General features: G+C 70.3%; 20 protein-coding genes. 6 read left to right on the top strand and 14 right to left on the bottom strand.

What is annotated here, in order from left to right; translation table 11 throughout:
* Positions 1-81: 81 nt before the first annotated feature.
* Complete coding sequence (locus tag OHA77_RS22275; RefSeq protein ID WP_406311470.1) at positions 82-1,269, top strand: hypothetical protein; 1,188 nt, start codon at positions 82-84, stop codon at positions 1,267-1,269.
* A 379-nt stretch (positions 1,270-1,648) separates the two neighbouring features.
* Here OHA77_RS22275 and OHA77_RS22280 read toward each other — a convergent pair whose 3' ends face one another.
* From OHA77_RS22280 to OHA77_RS22295, 4 genes are all read right to left on the bottom strand, one after another.
* Entirely contained in the window at positions 1,649-1,870 is a 222-nt protein-coding gene (locus OHA77_RS22280) for a hypothetical protein (protein ID WP_326826348.1), read from the bottom strand.
* 130 nt (positions 1,871-2,000) lie between these two features.
* Positions 2,001-2,753 (bottom strand): GntR family transcriptional regulator, encoded by a 753-nt coding sequence (locus tag OHA77_RS22285; protein ID WP_406311471.1) that lies wholly within the window; start codon positions 2,751-2,753, stop codon positions 2,001-2,003.
* Positions 2,754-2,903: 150 nt separating this feature from the next.
* On the bottom strand, positions 2,904-3,446 hold the full coding sequence (locus OHA77_RS22290; RefSeq protein ID WP_406311472.1) for a VanZ family protein: 543 nt from the start codon (positions 3,444-3,446) through the stop codon (positions 2,904-2,906).
* Positions 3,447-3,633: 187 nt separating this feature from the next.
* The gene (locus OHA77_RS22295; protein ID WP_406311473.1) at positions 3,634-4,332 is read right to left on the bottom strand and encodes a dienelactone hydrolase family protein; all 699 of its coding nucleotides are present in this window, start codon (positions 4,330-4,332) and stop codon (positions 3,634-3,636) included.
* Positions 4,333-4,513: 181 nt separating this feature from the next.
* Between OHA77_RS22295 and kynU the strand changes: the two genes are divergently transcribed.
* Positions 4,514-5,737, top strand: a complete 1,224-nt coding sequence (kynU, locus tag OHA77_RS22300; protein WP_406311474.1) for a kynureninase — start codon at positions 4,514-4,516, stop codon at positions 5,735-5,737.
* 115 nt (positions 5,738-5,852) lie between these two features.
* Here the strand turns inward: kynU and OHA77_RS22305 are convergent, their stop codons facing one another.
* Positions 5,853-6,203: a hypothetical protein gene (locus tag OHA77_RS22305; RefSeq protein ID WP_406311475.1), complete on the bottom strand. Its 351-nt coding sequence runs from the start codon at positions 6,201-6,203 to the stop codon at positions 5,853-5,855.
* Between the two features lie 91 nt (positions 6,204-6,294).
* On the opposite strand from OHA77_RS22305, the gene OHA77_RS22310 reads away from it, so the two are divergent.
* A complete protein-coding gene (locus OHA77_RS22310) occupies positions 6,295-6,840 on the top strand; it encodes a hypothetical protein (protein WP_406311476.1) in 546 nt (181 codons plus the stop codon).
* A 161-nt stretch (positions 6,841-7,001) separates the two neighbouring features.
* On the opposite strand, the gene OHA77_RS22315 is transcribed toward OHA77_RS22310, so the two are convergent.
* Complete coding sequence (locus OHA77_RS22315; RefSeq protein ID WP_406311477.1) at positions 7,002-7,370, bottom strand: MmcQ/YjbR family DNA-binding protein; 369 nt, start codon at positions 7,368-7,370, stop codon at positions 7,002-7,004.
* Between the two features lie 89 nt (positions 7,371-7,459).
* Positions 7,460-9,193, bottom strand: coding sequence for a pyruvate dehydrogenase (locus OHA77_RS22320; RefSeq protein ID WP_406311478.1), 1,734 nt, complete (start codon positions 9,191-9,193; stop codon positions 7,460-7,462).
* Positions 9,194-9,489: 296 nt separating this feature from the next.
* Between OHA77_RS22320 and OHA77_RS22325 the strand changes: the two genes are divergently transcribed.
* Positions 9,490-10,302, top strand: a complete 813-nt coding sequence (locus OHA77_RS22325; protein ID WP_406311479.1) for a class I SAM-dependent methyltransferase — start codon at positions 9,490-9,492, stop codon at positions 10,300-10,302.
* A 150-nt stretch (positions 10,303-10,452) separates the two neighbouring features.
* Here the strand turns inward: OHA77_RS22325 and OHA77_RS22330 are convergent, their stop codons facing one another.
* Positions 10,453-12,627: an ATP-dependent RecD-like DNA helicase gene (locus OHA77_RS22330; RefSeq protein WP_406311480.1), complete on the bottom strand. Its 2,175-nt coding sequence runs from the start codon at positions 12,625-12,627 to the stop codon at positions 10,453-10,455.
* Positions 12,628-12,870: 243 nt separating this feature from the next.
* Complete coding sequence (locus OHA77_RS22335; protein WP_406311481.1) at positions 12,871-14,100, bottom strand: serine hydrolase domain-containing protein; 1,230 nt, start codon at positions 14,098-14,100, stop codon at positions 12,871-12,873.
* A gap of 366 nt (positions 14,101-14,466) precedes the next feature.
* On the opposite strand from OHA77_RS22335, the gene OHA77_RS22340 reads away from it, so the two are divergent.
* Complete coding sequence (locus tag OHA77_RS22340) at positions 14,467-15,195, top strand: helix-turn-helix domain-containing protein (RefSeq protein WP_406311482.1); 729 nt, start codon at positions 14,467-14,469, stop codon at positions 15,193-15,195.
* A 483-nt stretch (positions 15,196-15,678) separates the two neighbouring features.
* On the opposite strand, the gene OHA77_RS22345 is transcribed toward OHA77_RS22340, so the two are convergent.
* On the bottom strand, positions 15,679-16,815 hold the full coding sequence (locus OHA77_RS22345) for a serine hydrolase domain-containing protein (RefSeq protein ID WP_406311483.1): 1,137 nt from the start codon (positions 16,813-16,815) through the stop codon (positions 15,679-15,681).
* 75 nt (positions 16,816-16,890) lie between these two features.
* Positions 16,891-17,559, bottom strand: coding sequence for a DUF4097 family beta strand repeat-containing protein (locus OHA77_RS22350; RefSeq protein WP_406311484.1), 669 nt, complete (start codon positions 17,557-17,559; stop codon positions 16,891-16,893).
* A 221-nt stretch (positions 17,560-17,780) separates the two neighbouring features.
* On the opposite strand from OHA77_RS22350, the gene OHA77_RS22355 reads away from it, so the two are divergent.
* Positions 17,781-18,515: a helix-turn-helix domain-containing protein gene (locus tag OHA77_RS22355; RefSeq protein ID WP_406319857.1), complete on the top strand. Its 735-nt coding sequence runs from the start codon at positions 17,781-17,783 to the stop codon at positions 18,513-18,515.
* 286 nt (positions 18,516-18,801) lie between these two features.
* Here OHA77_RS22355 and OHA77_RS22360 read toward each other — a convergent pair whose 3' ends face one another.
* The 3 genes from OHA77_RS22360 to OHA77_RS22370 all read right to left on the bottom strand — a co-directional run bounded on the left by OHA77_RS22360 (position 18,802) and on the right by OHA77_RS22370 (position 23,186).
* Positions 18,802-19,851: a LacI family DNA-binding transcriptional regulator gene (locus OHA77_RS22360; protein WP_406311485.1), complete on the bottom strand. Its 1,050-nt coding sequence runs from the start codon at positions 19,849-19,851 to the stop codon at positions 18,802-18,804.
* 7 nt (positions 19,852-19,858) lie between these two features.
* Entirely contained in the window at positions 19,859-22,408 is a 2,550-nt protein-coding gene (locus tag OHA77_RS22365; RefSeq protein WP_406311486.1) for a glycoside hydrolase family 3 C-terminal domain-containing protein, read from the bottom strand.
* 136 nt (positions 22,409-22,544) lie between these two features.
* Positions 22,545-23,186: a DUF305 domain-containing protein gene (locus OHA77_RS22370; protein ID WP_406311487.1), complete on the bottom strand. Its 642-nt coding sequence runs from the start codon at positions 23,184-23,186 to the stop codon at positions 22,545-22,547.
* Between the last annotated feature and the right edge of the window lie 77 nt (positions 23,187-23,263).

Raw genomic sequence — 23,263 nt, forward strand, 5'->3', positions numbered from 1 at the left:
CGGTTGCGGACTTGGGCGGTAAGCAGGAAAGTCGTGTCCTGACGTCTCCTTTCCCGCCACACAACATCCACGGGCAGCGCCATGACAAACCAGCACGAGAGCTTTCCCGATCTGATGCATGAGGACTCGTTCGAGGTCGTCATGCGTGGTTACAACCGTCGCCAGGTTCACGACTACATGAACCGCAACCGCAACCAGATCCGCGATCTGGAGGAACGGCTCGCACGGTCGATCGGGCAGGCCGAGCAGAGCCGGGTCGAGCTGGCCGAGGCCCGGCGGAGACTTTCCGACGCTCCACAAGACTATGACGAGCTCGGCCAGCGGCTCAGCCAGATCCTGAAGCTGGGTGAGGAGGAGGCGGCTTCCAAGAAGCAGGTCGCCGAGGCCGAGGCCGGCAAGGTGCGCGAGCATGCCTCCGACGAGGCCCAGCGGCTCGTCAACTCGGCGCTGGAGCGTGCCGAGGGCATAATGAACGCCGCCCAGCAGGAGGCCGAGCGCAGGGTCGCGGAGGCCACCGCCGCCGCCGAGCAGATGCTCGCCCAGGCCGGCGGAGACGCCGAGGAGACCCTCAACGCGGCCCGTGCGGAGTCCGACGAGACCCTGCGCGGCGCCCGCACCGAGGCGGACCGGATGGTCACCTCGGCCAGGAACGAGGCGGAGCGGACGCTTGGGAGTGCTCGGGCCGAGGCCGAGTCGACGCTGGGCAGTGCCAGGGCGGAGGCCGAGGCGACCGTCTCCTCCGCCAACGCCGAGGCGCACTCCATGCTGACGTCCGCCCAGCAGCGCTCCGCGGTCCTGGACGAGACGACCGGCCGCCGGGTCTCCTATCTCACCGACACCCACCGCGAGGTCATGCGCCGTCTCAACGAGATGGGTGCCGTGCTGGGGGACCTGATCCACCGGGAGAACGCCGCCGGAGCGCTGATCGACGAGGCCGCGGTGCTCCCGCCGGCTCCCGCTCACCCCGCCGTCGCCGTTCCGGCCGCGGGCACCGGGCACGAGTCCGAGCACGAGCACGAGTCCGAGGTCGTGCTCGCTGCCGGGTCCGACGTCAGGCCGGAGCCGGAGGGTGGGCTCGACGCCTATGCCGAGCCGGATGTCGAGGCCGATGTCGAGGCGGTCCGGGTGATCGTCGAGGACGAGGACGAGGACGAGGTTGAGGACGGCGGCCGGCGTTTCGCCGACGGCGGTGCCGAGGATCTCGACGAGCCCGGTACGGACCCGCGCCGGGCCCCGAAGGAGAGCGGCGAGTACGCCGCCGGACGCTGATGCCCCGTTCCTCTTCGGCGGCGCGGACCCCCACTGGCCTGTGGCGTCGAGGGCGGGAAGCCGCCCCCGGCGGCCTCAGGTGCTCGACCACCGGTTCGCGACCTCCGTTGAGGGAGGTCGCACCACGGCGTGCCCGCCGCCCCGGGGGTCGCTCCACGGTGTGCCCGCCGCCCCGGGGGTCGCTCCACGGTGTGCCCGCCGCCCCGGGGGTCGCTCCACGGTGTGCCCGCCGCCCCGGGGCGTCGCTCCACGGCATGCCGGGGCGCCCCGGCATGCCGGGATCAGGCGGAAGCCCCCGCCCCCGATAGGGTCGAGGGCTTCCGCGACTGGGGGCCCGGTGCCGGAGCAGCGTCAGCTCCGCTGATCCGGCACCGGGCGGCTACCAGGAATCCCTTCCGTCGGAACGGTCCTGTTGATCACGTAACTGCTCCCGCAGTCCTTCCGGCTCGTCCGCGTCGATGGTCATCGCACAGCCGGCCTCACGCTGGGCGACGGTCAGCGGGTGGTGGCGGGTGGCCCACCACCGACCCGCGTCACTCCGCCAGATCGTCCAATCAGCGAACTCCCGGGCGATTTCCGCCAGATGCCGGTCGAATGACATCTACCTACGCACCTTCCCCGCGCCCAGGCCCGCCTGTGTGACGTTCCACTTCTGAAAGTGAGGCACCTCTCTAGAGAAATCAATGATCGCAAGAGACAGGTCAACCTATCGGTTGACGGACAGACTTGATCTATGAGTCGAAATCGTATTGAAGTACATAAGAAGCGGCGTCAAGGATCATCTCGTTGACCTCCACCGGGACGCCGCTCTCGGTGTAGGCGATCCGGCCGATCACGATGACCGGAGTGCCGGCCGGGAGGTCGAGCTGGACGGTCTCGTGGGGATGGGGCATGCGGGCGCGCACCTCCTCACTGAAGTGCACGGGAGCGTGACCGAGGTCGCCCAGGCGTGCGTAGACGCCTCCCGGTCCGGTGTCGTGCCGTGTGATCGCGGTGTTCTCGACCAGGACGGCGGGAAAGTGGGAGACGGACAGCTGCACCGGCCTGCCGTCCACCGAGTAGCGCCGGCGCCGCACCCATACCTCGTCGCTGTTCAGGACCCGGGCCACGGCGTCCTCGGCCACCTCCCTGTCGATAGTGACGTCGTCCACGGAATAGCGGCGGCCCCTGGTGTCCGACTCCCAGATCGCCTGCCCCTGCCCCCACTGCTGCTGGGAGAGTCGCCGCGAGCCGTGCCGCCTGATCGGCTGGAACTGCCGGACGTAGACTCCCGAGCCGCGCTTGGGCACGGCCAGTCCTTCGTTGATGAGTACGGAAAGGGCCTGTCTGGCGGTCGCACGGGCTACCCCGTACTGCGCCATCAGGGCGTTCTCGCCCGGAAGCCGATCCCCGTCTCGGAGTTCACCGGACAGGATCGCTTCGCGAAGCCCGTCGGCAATACGCCGATAGATCGGGGGCTCGGGAGGAACCGGGGATTGCTGCACGTTTAATCACCCTCTGTCACCAACCGGGTTTGGCGTCTCCAGAGAACTTGCCCCGTCTTGTCCACGATCGCACAGATACAGAGGTTGGTCCCGTGCTTATTTTGAGAGGATCGTGCCCGTGTGGCGATCCTCGGGGGTTTTTCCGGTCCGTTACCGTAGAACGGTCTCCGCCGCTATTCGCCGAGCCCACCATCGCCGCGTGACGGTCGCGGCCAGTACGGCACCCGCCGTATTGATCAGCACGTCGTCTACGGAACTCACCCGGCCCAGACGCAGAACGTACTGAAGGACTTCCACGCCGAGCGATGCGGTGGCCGCCACGGCCGCGACCCTGGCCGGTGCGGCGAACCGCACAGAGCGGACCGGGAGCATCGCGCCGAGGGTGGCGAAGACCAGCAGATTCCCTCCGACCTGCACGAAGGCCGCCCCAGGGGCTCCCTGGAGCACCGACCACAGGTCCACGAACGGGATGAGGCTGATGCCCTCGCGCCCCGCTCCCGGAGTGAGGATCATCCAGACCCAGGGAGCGGTGCCGACCACGATGGCGGTGTCGGCGACGGCCGTACGGGCCGGGAAGGGATGGCCGGCACGGATGCGGCGGAGGGTGAGGAGCCAGGCGGCGACGATGGCCGGCGGAACCGCCGAAACAGCCCAGATAATGATATTTCCCCATACGTGCCATGCCTGTTGCATGGAGAAATGATGCCGGGAGCGGCCTCCGGCCGGACAGCACCGTTCGATACACGAACCTGGCTTTCAGGCGAGGGCTCCGTCCGCTCCTCGATCGTCGCTTCGGGACCGGGCACATGGCGGTCGTCGCCTCCGGGGCCGACGGAGTGAGCATCCTGCTCGTGACGGCCACCGCCGTCGCGGACCGGGTTCACCCGAGATGACGCCCGAGGAACGCGACCGCGCGCTTCCACGCGGCCACCGCGGCCTCCGGACTGTGGAACTGCGGGGCCTCGTGGTTGTGGAAGGCGTGCCCGGCCTGCTCGGCGACGTGCATCTCGACGTTCGGCCGACCGGCCGCGGCCTCCTCCACCCGGGCGACCCGCTCGCGGGGGATGTAGGGATCCGCGCCGCCGAACACCAGCAGCAGCGGAGAGGAGATCTTCTCCATCAGACCCGTGGCGTCCGGTACGGCGGAGCCGTAGAACGACAGCACCGCGTCCACCTCGGTGGTGGCCGCCAGGAGATAGGCGACCGAACCGCCCAGGCAGAACCCGATCACTCCGGCACCGCCCGCGGCCTCGGGCAACGCCCTCAGGTGCGCCAGCGCCTGGGCCGAGTCGGACACTCCATGAGGAACGTCGAACCCGGAGGCCAGCTCCATCGACGCCGCCACCCCGGCCTCACTGTGGTCGGACACCCAGTTGGGACGGATCCGCCAGAACAGGTCCGGCGCGCCGACGACGTATCCGAGAGCCGCCAGGTCCTCGGCGACCTTCCTGATGTAGGGGCCGACCCCGAAGATCTCCTGGAGCAGCAGGACGACCGGGCCGCCGCCGCTCTCCGGAAGCCAGAGGTGCAGGTCGAACGCGCCGCCGGCGACGGTCACCTTCTCGGTGCGGGTTTCCATGAGAATCCTCCTGCGGGTTGTCGCGGCCGTATCGGTGCTCAGACGGTTCCCTACCCGTTGATCCCGGAGAGTTGCCCCTGTTTCACATCCCATGGGGTGCCCGTCCCGGGACCGCCCTATGACCGTTTTCGCCGATGCCGGATGATGGAGAGGCTGTAAGGACCCAACCAGGAGATGATCCGTGACCATCAGCCGTGCGCACTGCGTCGCCCTCGACGCGGATGACCCCCTCAAGCACCTCAGGGACGAGTTCGTCCTGCCCGAAGAGACCATCTACCTGGTCGGAAACTCGCTCGGCGCACTGCCCCGGGCAGCCGCGACCGCGACGGCGCGGGTCGTGGAGGAGGAGTGGGGCCGCCAACTGGTCGGCGGCTGGAACTCCGCCGGCTGGTTCGACCTGCCGCTGACCACGGGCGACCGCCTGGCCCCGCTGATCGGCGCGGGCCCCGGACAGGTGGTGGTCGGCGAGACCACCTCGATCGCGATCGTCAAGGCGGTCTCGGCCGCCCTGGGCCTCCGCCCCGGCCGCCGGGTGATCATCTCCGACCTGGCCAACTTCCCGACCGACCGCTACGTGGTGGAGGGGCTGGCCAAGGCGCTGGGCGGCTACGAGGTCCGTGACATCGGGGTCCTCGACGAGGCGCTGGGAGACGACGTCGCCTGCGTGCTGATGTCGGAGGTGGACTACCGGACCGGGGAGCGTCACGACACCGCCGCGGTGACCGCGCGGGTCCAGGCGGCGGGTGCGCTGATGATCTGGGACCTGTGCCACAGCGCGGGTGCCTTCCAGGTCGACATGTCGACGGCCGACTTCGCGGTCGGGTGCACCTACAAATACCTCAACGCCGGCCCGGGGGCCCCCGCCTTCATCTACGTCCACCCGCGTCACCAAGCCGAGGCCGAGCACATGCTGACCGGCTGGCACGGCCATGCGGCGCCGTTCGCGTTCGAGCCGGGCTACCGTCCCGCCGAGGGCATCCGGCGCTTCACCGTGAGCACCCCGCACGTGCTGGCCTTCGCCCCGCTCAACGCGTCGCTGGACATCTGGGAGCGGGCTGACCTGGCACAGGTCCGGGCCAAAAGTGTGGCGCTGACGTCGCTTTTCATCGACCTGTCCGAGGAGCTCTGCGCGCCGTACGGCCTTGAGCTGGTCACTCCCCGGGACCCGGAGCGCCGCGGCAGCCAGGTCAGCCTCCGTCATCCCGAGGGCTACCCGGTCATGCGCGCCCTGATCGACCGCGGTGTGCACGGTGACTTCCGGGCCCCCGACATCCTGCGTTTCGGTTTCGCCCCGCTCTACCTCCGCTTCACCGACATCTACGACGCGGTCGCCGTCCTGGCCGAGGTGCTGGAGAAGGAGCACTGGCGCGAGGAGCGTTACCAGCGGCGCCTGGCCGTCACCTGAGGGCCGGCGTTCCGCGAGGCGGAACCCTGGAGGGTTCCGCCTCGCGGAACGGGGCGCGGTCCGGAAGACCCCGTTCCAGGCCGGCGGTCTTCCCGATCCGGCCGGCCGCGCGGAATCACTTCCAGATCCGGTGCCCCTGGAAAGTCGGGTGCTCGGTCTCCCAGTATTTCCAGCCTTCCACCCTCGCGGGGACGCTGGCCACACCGGCGGTGACCCTGTGCACGCCGCAACTGCTGACCCTGTACCACTGCGTGAACCCGAGTCGGTAGCCGAAGACGCGGTACCACAGGTGGCCGTACATTCCGTCGGTGATCGGATGCGTGTATTCGTGTCCGACATCGACGATGTGCTCTTCGGCGATCAGCGGGTTCAGGTTGTTCCGCAGCCGGACCAGCCGCCGGAATATGTCGAGCAGTTTGTCCTTGGTGACCTGGGCCTCCCGCTGCTTTTCGAGGTTCTTTTCCAATTCGAATTCAACCTCGAAATACACGCGGTGCTGCCGCCGGACCGACGCCGTCACCGAGCCGCCGGGGCCGTCGATGGTCTGGGTGCGGGGAATGAAGAAGTTTTTCGGCCTGAAGGAATTGATCGTGAAGAAGGAGCCCGGCGTGCATTTCCTGCTGGCGAGCTCGGCGAGCGTGGGAAGCCTGAGGTGCGGCGTCCTGGTGGGTGTGGAGGTGGTGGTGGAAGAGACGGTGGCATCGGAGGCGGCGGTGGCGGTAGCGGTGGCGGTGGCCGACGGGGTGGGAGTCGGCGCCTCGGTGGTCGTCGGGGTGGGGGTCGGCGCCGCAGCGAGCTTTCGGGATGAGGCGGATTTCCCGGATGTCTTGGGCCTGCGGGCCGTCTTGGACTCCCCGGATGGCTTGAGCTTCGGAGCCGCGGCGGATTTCGGGGACTCGGAGGGGGCCGGCAATGCGGTGGCGGGCGGCGAAGCGGTGGCGGCGAGAACCATGGTGAGAGATCCGGCCATGGTCAACGCGGCCAGCCCTTTCGTGGGCCGTTTCCCCTTCGGTCGGGTGCGCGTGGTTGTGGCGTCCATTCGGGAGTTGGGCGTGAACATAGGGACCGTTCCTCCTGGAGCACGGCTCTCTGGCCGCGGCTAACCCGCCGGCCGGATTGTGAGTCCCGCCCGCGCTTTGGCGACCTGGCGTGACGATATATATACTTACAGTTGTCAAGTGTCACTTCGCGGAGCCACGCCGACACGGAGCCCGTCCCGCCCAACGGATGCCGTACCAGTCGAATGGTGCCGGTCACCGCCCTGTCAGGAGGCGTCGAGCTCGGCGACGAGCTTCTTGGGGGCGACCGCCCGGTAGCTCTCCTCGATCCAGTCGAGCAGCACCTCGGTCTCAGGCAGCTCGCCCATCAGCGGGATCGTCACCCATCCCGCCTTGCCGAGTCCGTATCCCGAAGGCTTGGCGCCCTCGACCGCCAGCGCGTGGCCGTTCGACTCCGGCAGCTTCACCCCGACGGTGGGACTCCACTTCTCGGTCGGCTCCTGGACACCGAGGAAGACGAAGATCTTCTTGTTGACCTTGACGACGGTGCCGCCCCATGGGTGGTCCTCGTAGGCCTCCGGCAGGCTCAGCGCGAACGTGTGCACGGTCTGGCGGACCTCACGCCATTTCTCCATGGGCGCCATTGTGTACGGAGACACCGACAGTCCGGCGCCCACGGCCGCCGCGGACCCCCGCGGCCGACCCGGGTGCTGCCCGGCCGGTTTCAGGGGCGCGGGATGTTCCGCAGGTTCGCCCGGGCCATGTCGATCATGCGCCCCACCCCGCCGGTCAGTACGGTCCTGCCCGCCCCCAGGGCGAACCCCTTGACCTGTCTCGCGGTGATGCGCGGCGGCATGGAGAGCACGTCGGAGTCGGTGACCACATCCACCAGGTAGGGGCCGGGTGTTGCGAAGGCCGTGGTGAGCGCCGCGCGGACGTGCGCGGGCTTCTCCACCCGGACCGAACCCAGTCCGATCGCGGCGGCGATCGCCGCGTAGTCGACAGGTGGCAGGTCGGTGCCGAAGTCGGGAAGCCCGTCGACCAGCATCTCCAGCTTCACCATGCCGAGCGCGGAGTTGTTGAAAACCACGATCTTGACGGGGAGGCCGTGCATCCGGACGGTGAGGAGCTCGCCGAGGAGCATGCCCAGGCCGCCGTCGCCGGAGAGCGACACGACCTGCCGCTCCGGATCGGCGGACTGCGCGCCGATGGCGTGCGGGAGGGCGTTGGCCATGCTCCCGTGCCTGAAGGAGCCGAGGACCCGGCGCCGGCCGTTGGGTGTGAGGTAGCGCGCCGCCCAGACGTTGCACATGCCGGTGTCCACGGTGAACACCGCGTCGTCGGCGGCGAGCTCGTCCACGATGTTCGCCACGTACTCCGGGTGGATCGGTGTGTGGTGCTCGATGTTCCGGGTGTAGGCGTTCACGACGGTGTCCAGCGCCTTCACGTGCCGGGACAGCATCTTGTCGAGGTAGCGCCGGTCCGACTTCCGGGCGACCTGGGGCAGGACGGCGCGCAGCGTCTCACGGACGTCGCCGTGTACGGCCAGCTCCAGCGGGGTTCTGCGGCCCAGCCGCGCGGGGTCGTGGTCGATCTGGACGGTGCGCCGGCCCGGCAGGAAGTCGTCATAGGGGAAATCGGTGCCGAGAAGCACCACCAGGTCGGCCTCGTTCATGGCCTCGTAGCACGCGCCGTATCCGAGCAGCCCGCTCATCCCCACGTCGTACGGGTTGTCGTACTGGATCCATTCCTTGCCGCGCAGCGCGTGCCCGACCGGTGCCAGCGTCTGCGCGGCCAGTGACATGACCTCCGCGTGCGCCCCGCGCGCGCCTGCCCCGCAGAACAGCATGACCTTCTCCGCGCCGTTCAGCGCCGTGGCCAGCTCCGCCACCTGGTCGGCGGGCGGCTGGACCGTGCCCTGCCGGGTGAGGAAGTCGTGGGTGCCCGTGTCGTGCTCGGTCGGCAGGCCCGCCACGTCGCCGGGGAGCACCACGACCGCGACGCCGCTGTGGCCGAGCGCGTGCTGGACGGCGGTGCGCAGCACCCGGGGCATCTGCCCGGCCGTACTGATCATCTCGCAGAAGCCGCTGCACTCCACGAACAGCCGCTCGGGGTGGGTCTCCTGGAAGAATCCCGTGCCGATCTGCGCGCTGGGGATGTGCGAGGCCAGCGCGAGCACCGGTGCTCCGCTGCGATGGGCGTCGTAGAGTCCCTGGATCAGATGCGTGTTGCCCGGGCCGCAACTCCCCGCGCAGACCGCCAGCCGGCCCGTGACCTGAGCTTCGGCCGCGGCGGCGAACGCCCCGGCCTCCTCGTTGTGCACGTGCACCCATTCGATGCCCTTGGTCGTGCGGATGGCGTCCACGACCGGGTTCAGGCTGTCGCCCACCACCCCGTAGACCCGCTCCACCCCGGCCTGGCGCAGCACCTCGATGAACTGTTCGGCGACGGTGCCCATCGTTCCCCCTCGTTTACGCTGCTGCCCCTCTGCCACGTCATGAGGTACCTCACCGGATTTCATCGGCTCACTCCTCGCCGAAGTGGCTGATCGATTTTCGGAGGGTGGCACCGGAGCTTTCGGAGGGCGGCACCGGAGGCGGTCGGGATGCCCGTCCCGCCCGGCCGCCGTGTCGATCCGGGCTCCCCGGATCCGTCAAGTTGGAGTTCCATATAAGCGGAACGAAGTCGCATGATTTCGGAGGGTGACCGTTTATCATTCGAGAACGAGCCGTAGATTTCTCTGGAAGGAAGTGTGTGACCGGGCAGAGCTCAATGATCGCGTCCGAGTATGTCTTCGACAACGACGGAGTCCACTCCACGGACCAGCACCGCTACCTGGCCCAACTCCTCGATCCGCTGACCTTGGAACGGCTCGGGCAGACCGGCGTCACCGACGGCTGGAACTGCCTGGAGGTCGGAGCCGGTGGTGGGAGCGTGGCGCGGTGGCTGGCCGGGCGGGTGGCGCCGACCGGCCGCGTGCTGGCAACCGACATCAAACCCGGTCTCATCCCCGCCCAGCCCGGACTCACCGTCGTCAAGCACGACATCGTCAACGACCCGTTGCCCTCCGGCGCGTTCGACCTGATCCACGCACGGCTCGTGCTGAGCCATCTGCCCGAACGGCAGCGGGTGCTGGAGCGTCTGCGCGCCGCGCTGCGCCCGGGGGGCTGGCTCCAGATCGACGAGGTCGACATCGGCAACTGGTCGCCGCTGGTCACCTCCGACCGGCGGGCACGCGAGCTGTATGAGACGTACATCGCGGCCATGGCCCGCGTGCTGGGCTCCGCCGGCAGCGATCCGACCTGGGGCGGCTCCGTCGCCCAGGCGATGAGCGAGGCGGGGTTGGTCGACGTCGACCCGGTCTGCCGGGTCGAGGTGTGGGGCCCGGGGTCGGCCGGGGTCGGCCTGCTCACCAGCAACAGCCTCCATCTGGAGGAGCACTTCCTGCAGGCGGGTATGACCCGGCTCCAGCTCGCGGACGTCCGGGCGGTCATGGCCGACCCGGTGTTCAGATCCGTCTCGTTCGCCGTCCACTCGGTCCTCGCCCGCAGACCCGGTGCGGGCTGACCCTTCTCGTGCGGCGGCCGGGATCCGGTGGGGGCGGCGATGACTCCCACCGGGTCGATGACTCCCACCAGGTCCGGGCGGGAGTCGCGCGGGCGGGCCGCGTAGTCGAAGGCGTCGTCGCCGAACCCGGCGGACGTGGCGTCACCGCCGTCAGCCCTCCAGGCCCGTGGCGATCCGGAGGGCCAGGCCGGTGTTCCTGCGGTGGCCGAGGCGGTGCACCGCGAGCTCCAGCGCCTCGCGCCGGCCGACGAGGACCACCCACGCCTTCGCCCTGGTGACCAGGGTGTACAGCAGCCTGCGGTGCAGCATCACGCCCCCGGCCTCGGCCACGATCGGCGCCACCACGAACGGATACTCGCTGCCCTGGGAGCGGTGCACGCTGATCGCGTAGGCGTGGGTCAGCTCGTCCAGCTCGCCGAAGGTGTAGGTCACGCTGTCCCCGTCGCCGGTGCGGAGCTCGACCAGCCGTTCCTGCGGGTTCACCGCGGTGACCGTGGCGGTCTCCCCGTTGAACACACCCTTGTCGTAGTTGTTGCGGATCGGCATGACGCGGTCGCCCACCCTGAAGACCGACGGGCCCGCCCAGTGCTCGGCCGCGTCATCGCGCGCCGGGTTCAGCCGTTCCTGCAGTCTGCGGCCGAGCTCCGCGGCTCCCGTCACCCCTTTGCGGGTCGGGCACAGCACCTGGACCTGGTCCGCGCCGATGTTCTGCTTACGGGGGATCGCCTCCGTCGCCAGATGGACCACCCGGTCGGCCACCTGGTCGGGATCGTCCAGCTCCTCGAACCAGAACCCGCCCCGGCCGGGCAGCACGGGCAGCTCCCCCGTCCGGATCCGGTGGGCGGCCTGGACGATCCCGCTGTCCTGCGCCTGCCGGAAGATGTGGGTCAGCCGGATGCGCGGGATCTCCGGCACGCGGAGCAGGTCGGCCAGCACGCTGCCGGGCCCGATGCTGGAGAGCTGGTCACCGTCGCCGACCAGCAGCAGGTGACTGCCCGCCGGGATCGCGGCCGTCAGCCGGGTGGCCAGCTGCAGGTCCAGCATCGACGCCTCGTCCACCACGACCAGGTCCGCCTGCGCGGGAGACTGCTGGAACAGCGTGCCCTCCTCCGGCTCCGGCTGCTGGGCCAGCATCCGGTGCACGGTCGTCGCGGGCAGACCGACGAGCTCCGACAGGCGTTTGGCCGCCTTGCCGGTCGGCGCGGTCAGGGTCACCGTGCCGCCCATCGCCCGCACGGTCGCCGCGATCACCTTCACGGTGTGGCTCTTGCCGCAGCCGGGACCGCCGGTCAGGATGGACACGGTGCTGGTCAGCGCCAGGTTCACGGCCACCCGCTGGTCCTCGTGCAGCCCCTCGTCCTCGGCGAACGTGCGCAGCGGCAGCGTCGAGCGGGCTCGCCAGAGCCTGACCAGGTGCGCCGCCAGCGCGACCTCGCGGCCGTGTTGCTCCTTGGCGTACACCACCTGCCCCGGCCCGGTCGGCGACGCCTCGACGACCACCCGGCGCTCGGCGGCCAGCGCGTCGACCGCCCGGCGGATCGGCTCCTCCTCCTGCTCGACCAGGGCCGCCGCCGCGGCGACGAGGGCGGGCAGCGGCAGGAAGCAGTGCCCGTCACGGGCCGCCGCCGTCTCCAGCCTGTCCAGGAGCGCCGCCCTGATCCGCTGCGGGCTGTTCTCCGGTACCCCCGACCGCAGGGCGATCCGGTCGGCGGTATGGAAGGCGATCCCCCTGACCTGGCCGATCAACTGGTAGGGATCGGAACGCAGGACGTGGCGTGAGTCGTTTCCGTGGACCTGGTAGATCTTGGCCGCGAGCAGCGGGCTGATTCCGAAGCCCTGCAGGACGACCATCAGCTCGGCGACCTCCTTCTGCTCCGCCCAGGCCTGGACGATCTGCGCCTGCCGCGCGGCACCGATGTTGACGACCTCCCGCAGGCGCTCCGGCTCGGTGTCGATGACCGTGAGCGTCTCCTGCCCGAAGTGGCTGACGACGGCGTGGGCGAGCCGCGGCCCGATCCCGCGGATCAGGCCCGAACCGAGGTACAGCGTGATCGCGCGCACGGTGGAGGGGACCACCCGCTCGCACCGCCCGACCATCAGGCGACTGCCGTGGCGCGGGTGCTCGTCCCACTCCCCGGTCAGCCGCAGCGTCTCTCCGGGCTGGGCCCCGGCCAGCGCGCGGCCCGCAGCGACGAACCCGCCCAGGCCCTCGGCACCGCCCTCGGCACTCATCCGCGCGACGGTGTATTCGTCCTCGCGGACGTAGACCAGCTGCTCGACGGAGGCTTCCACGGCCGTCAGATCCGGCTTCGCGAGCACGGTCACCGTACGCTCCCCGGGATCATGTGCGGCACCTCACCACAGGACACTAACCGGCGGCTGCGACAGTCCGGGCACTCCCCGGCCGGTGAGCAGGCCGTACGGTCCCGGACATGCCTGTTCCCGACTGCAGGTACCCGCGGTGCTGTGGTGTGAGGCCCCGGTCTGCCGTGCTCCCTTCGGAGCGGCAAACGAGATCCAGACGTCGGGTGTCGTGAGGTGCGGGCGTGCCGGGGTGTGGGTTGGGTGTCAGTCGTCGATCGCCTGGTAGAGCGTGGTCCAGAAGTCGTGGATGACCCGCGCCGAGTCCGGGACGGACATCCCGACCTGGGTGAGCAGGATTCCGGTGAGCCGGTTGTGCGGGTCGGCGTAGGTCGAGGTGCCGCTTCCGCCGTCCCAGCCGAACTGGCCGACGGGCGCGTAGTCGCCGCGGTAGGTGCGCACCGCCATTCCCATGCCCCAGCCGCCGTGCTGGCCTTGGCCGAAGGAGATGTGCACGTTGTCGACGGCCATGGCGTGCCGGGCGGCCTGCTGCTCGGGCGTGAGGCGGTTGGTGGTCATCAGCTCGACGGCGGGCCGCGACAGGATCCGCTCACTCCCGTGCATCCCGCCGTTCAGCAGCATCCGGAAGTAGGCGTGGTAGTCGTCGACGGTGGAGACCAGTCCGCCGCCGCCGCCCGGGAACGCCGGAGGCCGGCTCCACCGTCCGCCCGCGGCCTCGTCCCACACATGGAACTCTCCGGTCTGCGGGTCGGGGGCGTACAGGGTCGGCATCCGGTCGATCTTGTCGGCGGGCACGTGGAAGGCGGTGTCCTGCATGCCCAGCGGGTCGAAGATGCGCTCGCGCAGGAACGCCTCGAACGACTGGCCGGTGACCCGGGCCACCAGCACGCCGAGGAGGTCGTTGCTGAGCTGGTACTGCCAGCGCTCTCCGGGCTGGTGCATCAGCGGAAGCGTGCCCAGGCGGCGCATCCACTCGTCCGGCTCGGGCATCGGTGTGGGCAGATCGGGGGTGAGTCCCTGCTCGAAGATCGCGCCCATGATCGGGGTGCCCAGCGCCGTCATGTCCATGCCGAGCCCGAAGGTGGAGGTCAGCAGGTCCCGTACGGTGATCGGCCGCCGTGCCGGCACGGTGTCGTCCAGTGGGCTGTCGATCCGCTTGAGCACCCGCCGGTCGGCGAGTTCCGGCAGCCACTGCTCCACCGGGTCGTCCAGCCGCAGCCGGCACTCATCCAGCAGGACCATCGCGGCCGCGACCGCGACCGGCTTGGACGTGGAGGCCATCCGGAAGATGGTGTCCCGGCGCATCGGCGCGCCGCCGTCATGGCGCATCGTCCCGAGCGCTTCGACGTGCGTCTCCTCGCCCCGGCCGACCAGAGCGACGAGTCCGGGGATCTTTTTGGACTCGACATGCCGGGCCAGCACCTCACGCAGTCTGCGCAGCCCCGCTGCGGAGAAGCCGCTGTTGCTTTTTTCCATCGTGAATCTCCTTGCGCACAGTGTTCGATCTTGCGAGACCCGTCCCGATATGGCACCCACGGCCTCGGCGGATCGGAGCTCGGTCGCAGGACTCCCGCTGTGGCGCCATCGGCACTCACAAATGTTCGGGAATCTCTGAACGTCTGCGACAATACATTGCGTTCATAAATTCGTCAACGGGCAAAGATGGTGCTTCTTGCCTGTTAATCAAGGCCTATTGGATTGACATTGCAATGAGCGTGATGCTGAACGCAATGGATGATCAGGATGATAATTGCAATGGGATGCGGGTGAATGCATACTGTGCAGCGGAGCGTGCCGGGGCGCGGAGCTCCGCGCACGTCGACAGATAGGAGCCGAGCACCGATGCCCGGAGGCAGACTCACCAATGAGGACCGTCAGCACATCGCCGCGTGGCTGGCCGAGGGGCTCGGATACGCAGAGATCGGCCGGCGCCTGGGGCGGCCCGCCTCGACCATCATGCGCGAGGTCACCCGCAATGGCGGACCCGACGATTACGGGGCGGACCGGGCGCACGAGGCCACCCGGCATCGTGCGCGCCGACACAAGCAGACTCAGCCTCCTGCGCCACCGGTCCCCGACAGCGGCCATGGGCGTGACCCCCGAGCGGTGCAGGACTTCACGGAGTCCTTCACCGCTCTCCTCGTTCAGCAGGGGTTGCCCCGGATGGAGGCCAGGGTGCTGGCCTGCCTGTACGTCACCGACTCCGGCGGCCTCACCGCCGCCGACCTGGTCCAGCGGCTTCGCGTCAGCCCGGCGTCGATTTCGCACGCCATCGCCTTCCTCGAACAGCAGGGAATGCTCGGCCGGGAACGGGTTCCCGGCGCGCGGCGCGAACGCTATGTCATCGACAACGAGATCTGGCTCCCGTCTCTCCTCGCATCTCTGCAGATGAACGACGAGCTGGCGGCCGCATCGCAGCGCGGAGCCGAGATTTTCGGGGCCACGACCCCGGCGGGTGCCCGCTTCGAGTCCTCCGCCGAGCTTCTTCTCCTCGTGGGCGAGGCCTTCCGGCAGGTCATGGAGCAGTGGCGGCAGATCCTGGCCGCCCGAAACACCGGGCGGCAGCAATGATCTCTCGGCTGGTTTCGGCGTGGACCAAGGAGCCGTGCGTAACGTCGGGGCCTCGTGGCGTTCTCATAGATAGTCATCTATGAGAACGAGAACGAGAGGCATCACCCTGCTCTCGGCGTGCGGCCCCGCCCTGTACGGGCTCGCCATGGAGGGTCTTGCGCAGTGCGGTTGCTCGCGCCGCCCGAACGGCTCGGCGCGCTACGGGAGTTCCAGCCGACCACGTCCGTCCCCCGGGCGAAGCCGCCCTGCACACGAATGAAGCGGCGTACTCCGACGCGATGTCGGAGCACGCCGCCCTGGGACGCCGGGAGCCGCGGGGGGCGGCCCGCGCGCGCATGGCGGCTACTTCGGGTCGCGGCCGGACTTCGACGTCGACCTGCCGCAGCGTGTGGTCCGGGTGGACCTGGTCGTCCATGCCGGCGGACATCGGCCAGGGTGAGCGAGCCGGCTTGGCCCGTGCGGGTCCACGCCGCTCGGCCCTGTCTATTGAGCCGGTTCGGCCGCGTCAGCCGACTCGGCCTGCCCGCCGCCGAACACCTCCTGGACGAGCCTCTGCGTCGCCTTCTGGAACGCCTCTGCCAGGGACAGTGCGGCGTCGTCGACGTAGTTCAGTGTGGCGGTCAGGGTCGTGCCGCCGTCGGGTGTGCTGTACATCAGTGCCCCGTGGCCCGCCATGCCGCCGTTGTGGGTGATGACGGTGCCGCCGTCGGTGGTCAGCACGAACACGCCCAGGCCGTAGTCCATGTTCGGGATGCCCGTCGGGTGCGGGGCGCACATCTCGGCCAGCAGCGGAGCCGGCAGCAGCTTGCCACCCACCAGCGCGGAGATGAACGTGTGCAGGTCGCGGGTGGTCGAGATCATGTCGCCGCCGCTGGAGATCCAGGAGGGGTTGTGGCGGGTGACGTCGACCGTCTGCTGCTCGCCGGCCTCCTCGTAGCGGTAGTAGGCGTGGGCGTGCGGCTCAGGGATCTCCGTTTGGGTGGTCGGCGCCACGGTGCCCGTCAGGCCGAGCGGGCCCAGGATCAGCCGCTGCATCTCCTCGGCGACCGAACGGCCGGTGACCTTCTCGATCAGCAGCCTGGCCAGCACGTAGTTGGTGTTGGCGTAGCTCCAGCCCGTCCCCGGCTCGAACCGCGCCGGCTTGGACAGCGCCAGCTCCACCAGCTCCTGCGGCCGGTAGGTGTGGAACCGGTTGTCCACCCACTCCTTGCCCGCGGGGGTGGCGGGGATCCCCGGCACGAACGTCCCGTCGTCGTAGTACTCGCCGGTGAAGTTGAACACCCCGCTGGTGTGCTGCAGCAGCATCCGCACCGTGATCCGCTCGTCCAGCCCGAACTCGGGCAGGTAGTCGGCCGCCGGGGTGTCCAGCCCGATCCTGCCCTCGGCCACCAGTTGCAGCACCAGGGTCGCGGTGAAGGTCTTGGTGTTGCTGCCGATCCGGACGTGCCCGTCGATCGGCGGCTTGGCGGCCCCGCCCGGCTCGGCCACCCCGGCGCTGCCGGCCCACTCGCCCCGCTCGTCGTGCACACGCAGCGACACCCCGGTGAGACCGGAATCGACGATCTCCTCGATCGCCTTCTGCAGCTCCGGGCGGTCCTGGTCGGTAAGGGTGATGGACATGGTGGTGTGCTCCTTGAGAACTGTTACGAAATTCAACTGAACGGACAGGGTCGCCGGGTCTGAGGGGCGTCCCTCTTACAGGCTGCGGGCGGTGATGTCGCCGTACGCGGTGGTCGCGTGGATGGTCAGGGCGGCGGCGGTGCCATCGGTGTTCTTGAGCGCGTTGTGGATCCGGCCGTAGGAGGTGCCGGCGTCCAGGGAGGCCGAGACTCCGGCGGCGGCGCCGATCGACACCTCGCCGGCCTCGGTGCGCAGCACGACCGTGCCGCGCACGGCCTCGGTGATGCGGATGTCGCCCTTGCCGGTGCTGATCTGCGCGGGGCCGCCCAGGCGGCCGATCGAGACATCACCGGCGACGGTGGTGACGCGGATACTCGCGGCCTCGTCGAGCTTGATCTGGCCGTGCGCGCCTTCGAAGGCGACGTCGCCGAGCCGTCCGACGGCCCGGAATTCGGCGCTGGCCGCCTTCGCCTCGACGTGGGAGCCGGCGGGTAGCTGGACCGTCACCTCGATGGATCCGGAGGCGCCGAGGAGCTGGTTCTTCGCCGAGGCCTCGATCCGCAGGACGCCGTCGCGGTATTCGACCGTGGTCTGCTGCGCCACCTTCACATCGCGGCTCTTGGAGGCGTCCGCGGGCAGCACCTCGACCGTGGCATCGGCCCGGTCGGCGGCGATGAACCGGACGCGCCCCGCGGGGATGTCGAGAACGGCGGAGATCGGGGTGGGGGTGTCGAACTTCTGCATCGTGCTCTCCTGCGCTTGTTGTTTCTGACAACGCAAACGCTACGTTGCCTTTTGAATTTTGGCAATCGATTCATTGCGTCTCAGTGTTATCGCTGCAGGTAGAAGCCGATAATTCGTTGCAGTTGATTTGAATTTAATGCAACAATGCAAGCCTTGCTTGTTGCAATGAATCAAAGATGAACGCTATGCTGGAGACACCACGGACCACGAAGGAGATCGCGATGCCGGGAGGCAGACTCACCCAGCAGGACCGTCAGCAGATCGCGCTGGGGCTGGCCGACAGCCTTCCCTACGCCGAGATCGCCCGGCGCCTCGACCGCCCCACCTCCACGATCACGCGTGAGGTGATGCGCAACGGCGGCCCCACCGCCTACCGCCCCGACCTGGCCCACCGCGCCACCGAGCGCCGCACCCACCGTCGCAGACGCGCCGCGCCGCGGGACCCCAACACGCCCCCGCAGGTCTACGGACGCGATGCCGAGGCCGTGCGAGAGTACGAGGAGGTGTTCGCCACCGTCTTCATGCAATCGGGCCTGCCCAAGATGACGGCCCTGGTGCTGGCCAGCCTCTACACCACCGACGCCGGCAGCCTCACCGCCGCCGAACTCGCCGGGCGCCTCCAGGTCAGCCCGGCGTCCGTCTCCAAAGCGATCACGTTCCTCGAAAGCCAGGGCCTCATCCGCCGGGAACGCGATGAACGCCGCCGCGAGCGCTACATCGTCGACGACGACGTCTTGTATCAGTCAACGATGGCCAGCGCCCGCGCCACCGCCCACCTCGGCGAGGTCGCCCGGCAGGGCGTCGGCATCCTCGGCCCCGATTCCCCGGCCGCCGCCCGTCTGGAGAACATTGCCCGCTTCGTCGACTTCGTCTCCGAGAGCATCGCCCGCGCCGCGGACCAGGCCCGCGAGATCCTCCACACGAAACCCGAAACGACCTCAGACGGCAATACCTGAGCCACGTTCAGATCGCGGGCAGGCAGCCTCGGCGACCACCGCCGGGACATCGGCCGACTTCAGGGTGTCGGTAAGACTTGCCCTACCGGGAACCCGCGATTGTGTCGCCGCAGGCCAATGCACGGCGAAAGCTGCTATGGCGTCGAAGGGGCCCTGATCGGTGCCGGCGTCGGAGTGGAGCCTGCCGAAGGCAGGCGAAGGCGGTGGCGTGGAGTGCGGCGGGGTGAGGTGTAAGTGACGATGGTGAGGCCGAGGTCGGCGGGGATTTCGAGGGCGTCGTAGTCGCTCAGGCCGACTCCCTGACCACCAGAGTAGGCTCGAAGATCCGCGAGGTCACCGGATGGTCCGGCCGCTCGATGTGCGCCAGCAGCAGCCGCCCCATCTCGGCGGCCATGTCCTCGACGGGATGGCGGACGGTGGTGAGCGGTGGGCGGCAGGCCAGCGCCGCGCTGCTGTCGTCGAAGCCCACCATGGCCACGTCGTCGGGCACCCGGCGCCCGTGATGGCGCAGCACCAGCAGGGCGCCCTGGGCCATCAGGTCGTTGGCCGCGAAGACGCCGTCGATGTCGGGGTGCTCGGCGAGCAGTCGCTCCATCGCCGCCTCGCCGCTGGGAAGGGTGAAGTTGCCCTCGGCACAGGGAATGTAGGGATGGCCGTGGACGGCCATCGCCTCCTGGAAACCCGCCAGGCGGTCCTGGCTGGCGGGCACGTCGAGCGGGCCGGAGATGGTGGCCAGCCGGCGGCAGCCGCGGGCGACGAGGTGGTCGGCGGCCAGCTTGCCCCCGGCCCGGTGTGCCACGTCGACGTAGCTGATCGGGACCGGCCGGGCCGGTCTGGCGAAGAGCACGGCGGGCAGCGCGGCGTCGGCGAGCAGCTTGGGCAACGTGTCCTCGGCGCTGATGGAGACCAGGATGGCCCCGTCGGCGTTGCCCTGGCGCAGATAGGCGATGACCTGGTCGCGGGTCTCCAGGGTGTCGGCGAACATCAGGGTCGGATAGATGCCCAGCGGACGCAGGAACCCGACGACGCCTCCGACCACGCGGCCGAAGAACGGGTCGGCGAAGACCTGGCGGGGAAACGAGTCCTCCTCGCCGCCGCCGGCCCCGGAGACGATCAGAGCGATCGCCCCCGTCCGCCGGGTGACCAGTGAACGCGCGGCCTGGTTGGGAACGTAGCCGGTGAGGGCGATCGCCTCCCTGACCCTCTCCTGGATCGCGAGATCGACGTTGCGGATTCCGTTGATCACGCGGGAGACCGTGGCGCGGGAGACTCCCGCCGTCCGCGCCACGTCCTCCAAGGTGGGGGGTCCCGACACTCGCGGGAGGCCTTCGTTCATAGGGCCTTTATAGCATGATGGGAGAGCGCTCTCCGATGGGTTCCGGCTGGACAGGCGCCTGTGCGCCGACGAGCGTCGTGCCGCTCAACGGCAGGTCGGCGGCCGAGCGGCCGGCGAGCACCGTGAAGGCGCCCTGCTCCGTCCGCCAGTTGCGATGGCCGGCCGACCAGTGCCGGAAGGCCCGCGCCGGGATGTCCACCGTGACGACGACGGCCTCGCCCGGTCCCGCGTCGGCGAGGGTGTAGCCGGCCAGCCAGCGCACGGGACGGGCCACCCCGGTCTCCGGCCGGGACAGATAGACCTGGACGACCTCGCGTCCGGCGCGCGCACCGGTGTTGCGCAGCCGTACCCGGACGGAGAGCGGTCCGCCGGGGACGGCGTCTCCGGGCACGGAGAGGCTCTCGTAGGACCAGGACGTGTAGCCGAGCCCGTGCCCGAACCAGTACGCGGGCGGCGCGGACCGCCGCAGCCAGGCGCGGTGGCCGATCTCCAGACCCTCGGCGTAGACGAGCGTCCCGTCTTCGGGGACGGTGGAGATGAGCGCCCGGCCGGCCCAGGTGGTGGGCAGCCGGCCGCCGGGTTCGGCGCGGCCGAACAGGACGTCGGCGAGGCCGTGCCCGGCCTCCTGCCCGGGGAACCAGCTCAGGAGTACGGCCGGCACCTCCTCGCGCCACGGCAGGTCCACCGGGCCGCCAGAGTTGACGACCACCACGGTGGCCGGGTTTGCCGCGGCCACCGCGCGGACCAGTTCGGCCTGGCGCCCCGGCAGATCCAGGTGCGTGCGGTCAACGCCCTCGCTCTCGATCTCCTCCGTGGTGCCGACCACGACGATGACGGCGTCGCAGGTCCGGGCGAGTTCGACCGCGGCGGCCAGTTCCACCTCGGCGTCGCGCCGGGGCGGGTCGGCGGCCAGGACCGAGGCGATCCCGCTGCCGGGATCGAGCCGCCGCCGGGAGACGAGCTCCACGTCCCGGTCCGCGGTCATCGTGAGCCGGGCGCGCCGGTACGGCGGGGACAGGTGCACGGTGGCCGGGTCGTCGGTGTCCCGCTCCACCTCCTCGTCGACCAGCACGCGGCCGTCCGCCTCCAGGAGGACGTGACCCCATCCGGCGACGGCCAGCTCCCAGACGCCGTCCGCCGCCGGGCTCAGGAGCGCGCGGATCTCGACGGCGGCGGCGGAGTCGATCCGCGCCGGTTCCAGGATGCGGCCGGTCAGCCGGTGCTCGGCGTGGACCTCCGCGCCGGCGGCGTCCAGCAGCCGGACCAGGACGCCGGGTTCACCGGTCCGGGGGTTGCGGGCGTTGTCCGTGCCCAGCGGGGTGGGCCGGTCGTCGAGGTGCGCGCCGGGGGAGTGGAGCACCTCCGCCGTGCCGGACAGCGCGTCGCGGATGCCGTCGAGGGGAGACACGACGGACAGGGGATACACGCCCGCGCTGCCGCCGCCCTGGATCCGGACGGCGGCGGCGTTCGGCCCGAGCACGGCGACCCTGCGCAGCCGCGAGGGATCCAGAGGGAGCAGCGCGTCCTCGTTGCGCAGCAGCACGGTGCTCGCGGCGACGGCCTGGCGCAGCAGCGCGCGGGCGGGGCCGTGGCCGTCCCGTTCCGCGAGGTCCGGGAGGAGGGCGAGGTCCGGCGCGCGGTCGTGGCCACGCTGCGCCGCGAGGTCCGGGAGGAGGGCGGGGTCGTCCGCCGGGAGGTCGAGGTCCAGCGCGCCGACCCGGGAGGCCAGCCGGAGCAGGCGCCGGACCTTGTCGTCGATCGCGGCCTCCGGCACCTCGCCCGCGCGCACCGCGGCGACCAGCGCCTCACCCCAGGGTCCCTGCGGTCCCGGCATCGCGAGGTCCTGTGCGGCGCGGGCCGCGGGACCGGTGGAGCGGACGCCGCCCCAGTCCGACACGACCACCCCGTCGAACCCCCACACCCCCTTGAGCGGATCGGCGAGCAGCGGGCTCTCCGACATCGTTTCGCCGTTCACCCCGTTGTAGGCCGACATGACGGCCCAGACGCCCGCCTCCACCGCGGCCTCGAACGGTGCCAGGTACAGCTCACGAAGGGTTTGCTCGTCGACGCGGGCGTCGAGGGTGAGCCGTTCGGTCTCGGAGTCGTTGGCGACGTAGTGCTTGGCGGTGGCCGCCACCCCGCCCGCCTGGACACCGCGGATGTAGGCGGCGCCGATCCGGCCGGTCAGCAGGGGGTCCTCGGAGTAGCACTCGAAGTGGCGCCCGCCGAGCGGTGAGCGGTGCAGGTTGAGCGTCGGAGCGAGCAGGACGTGCACCCCCTTGCGCCGCGCCTCGGCGGCGAGCAGCCCGCCCAGCCGTTCCACCAGGTCCTCATCCCAGGTCGCGGCCAGTGCGGTCGCCGAGGGCAGGGTCAGGGAAGGGCTCCGTTCGTCCCACCCCTCCCCGCGCACGCCGACCGGGCCGTCGGAGGTGACCATGGCCCGCAGCCCGATGACCGGCTCGGCGTGGGTGGACCACACGGTCGCCCCGGTGAGCAGCCGTACCTTCCGCTCCAGGTCCAGCTTCTCCACCAGACGGTCGAGCTCGTCGATGATCACACGGTTTCCCTTCATTCTTGGAGAGCGCTCTCCAATGCGTCCTAGCGTCACCGTCCCGATGGGCGCTGTCAATGCCGGAAACGCGGCACGCCGGTCGGCACGGAGGGGCTCGTCACCGGTCCGGCCTGCGGGCCGGTCACCGGATGCCGGCGAGCAGTTTGCTCTGGGCGGCGCGAGCCCGCTCGACGGCGGCGGCCAGTGCCCTGGTGTCGCCGTCGGCACCGGCCGTCTGTTCGGAGCGGGCGAGCGCGGCCGACTGGTCGAGGTGCTCGCGCAGATGATCGGCGAACAGCCGGTCGAAGGACGGGCCGGTGGCGGCCCCCAGCGCGGTCAGGTCGGCGGCGGTGACCATGCCCGGCATGTCGTGCCCCGCGTGCACGTTCGTCGGCGGCAGGCCGGTACGGCCCAGCGTCTTCCTGAGGCGGCCGAGCTCGGCCAGGTGGGCCTTCCCGATCCGGGCGGCCAGCCGCCGGACCGCCGGGTCGTGCCCGCGTTCGGCGCCGAGGTCGAGCAGGGGCAGCGTCCGCTCGTCCATCGGGATCATCAGCTGGAGCCACGCGGTGTCGGTGGCGTTGAAGCCGCTCGCCACAGGGGCCGCCATCGTGGCGGCGGGAGGCGTGGTGGTGACCACGGCGGGGGGCGTGGTGACGGCCGCGGCGGGGGATTCGTGGCGGTGGCCCGGCGCGGCCGTCTCGGAACGGGCGACGCAGCCGGCGACCAGACCGACGGCCGGGCCGAACAGCAGGAACAGGGCGAGGATCAGGCCGGCACGTCTCATGGGAACCTTCCCGTGTCGGGGGGACGTGCCCGGCCCGGCCCCGGCCGCCGGGGTCCGGGCGCCCGGGACCGGAGCCG

This window comes from Streptosporangium sp. NBC_01639 (assembly GCF_045209755.1).
Lineage (GTDB): Bacteria > Actinomycetota > Actinomycetes > Streptosporangiales > Streptosporangiaceae > Streptosporangium.

Bases quoted from the DNA above. Each gene is read 5' to 3' on its own strand.
- OHA77_RS22275 (WP_406311470.1), top strand. From the start codon at position 82: ATGACAAACCAGCACGAGAGCTTTCCCGATCTGATGCATGAGGACTCG.
- OHA77_RS22280 (WP_326826348.1), bottom strand. From the start codon at position 1,870: ATGTCATTCGACCGGCATCTGGCGGAAATCGCCCGGGAGTTCGCTGAT.
- OHA77_RS22290 (WP_406311472.1), bottom strand. From the start codon at position 3,446: ATGCAACAGGCATGGCACGTATGGGGAAATATCATTATCTGGGCTGTT.
- OHA77_RS22295 (WP_406311473.1), bottom strand. From the start codon at position 4,332: ATGGAAACCCGCACCGAGAAGGTGACCGTCGCCGGCGGCGCGTTCGAC.
- OHA77_RS22310 (WP_406311476.1), top strand. From the start codon at position 6,295: ATGAAGAAGTTTTTCGGCCTGAAGGAATTGATCGTGAAGAAGGAGCCC.
- OHA77_RS22315 (WP_406311477.1), bottom strand. From the start codon at position 7,370: ATGGAGAAATGGCGTGAGGTCCGCCAGACCGTGCACACGTTCGCGCTG.
- OHA77_RS22320 (WP_406311478.1), bottom strand. From the start codon at position 9,193: ATGGGCACCGTCGCCGAACAGTTCATCGAGGTGCTGCGCCAGGCCGGG.
- OHA77_RS22335 (WP_406311481.1), bottom strand. From the start codon at position 14,100: ATGGAAAAAAGCAACAGCGGCTTCTCCGCAGCGGGGCTGCGCAGACTG.
- OHA77_RS22340 (WP_406311482.1), top strand. From the start codon at position 14,467: ATGCCCGGAGGCAGACTCACCAATGAGGACCGTCAGCACATCGCCGCG.
- OHA77_RS22345 (WP_406311483.1), bottom strand. From the start codon at position 16,815: ATGTCCATCACCCTTACCGACCAGGACCGCCCGGAGCTGCAGAAGGCG.
- OHA77_RS22350 (WP_406311484.1), bottom strand. From the start codon at position 17,559: ATGCAGAAGTTCGACACCCCCACCCCGATCTCCGCCGTTCTCGACATC.
- OHA77_RS22355 (WP_406319857.1), top strand. From the start codon at position 17,781: ATGCCGGGAGGCAGACTCACCCAGCAGGACCGTCAGCAGATCGCGCTG.
- OHA77_RS22360 (WP_406311485.1), bottom strand. From the start codon at position 19,851: ATGAACGAAGGCCTCCCGCGAGTGTCGGGACCCCCCACCTTGGAGGAC.
- OHA77_RS22370 (WP_406311487.1), bottom strand. From the start codon at position 23,186: ATGAGACGTGCCGGCCTGATCCTCGCCCTGTTCCTGCTGTTCGGCCCG.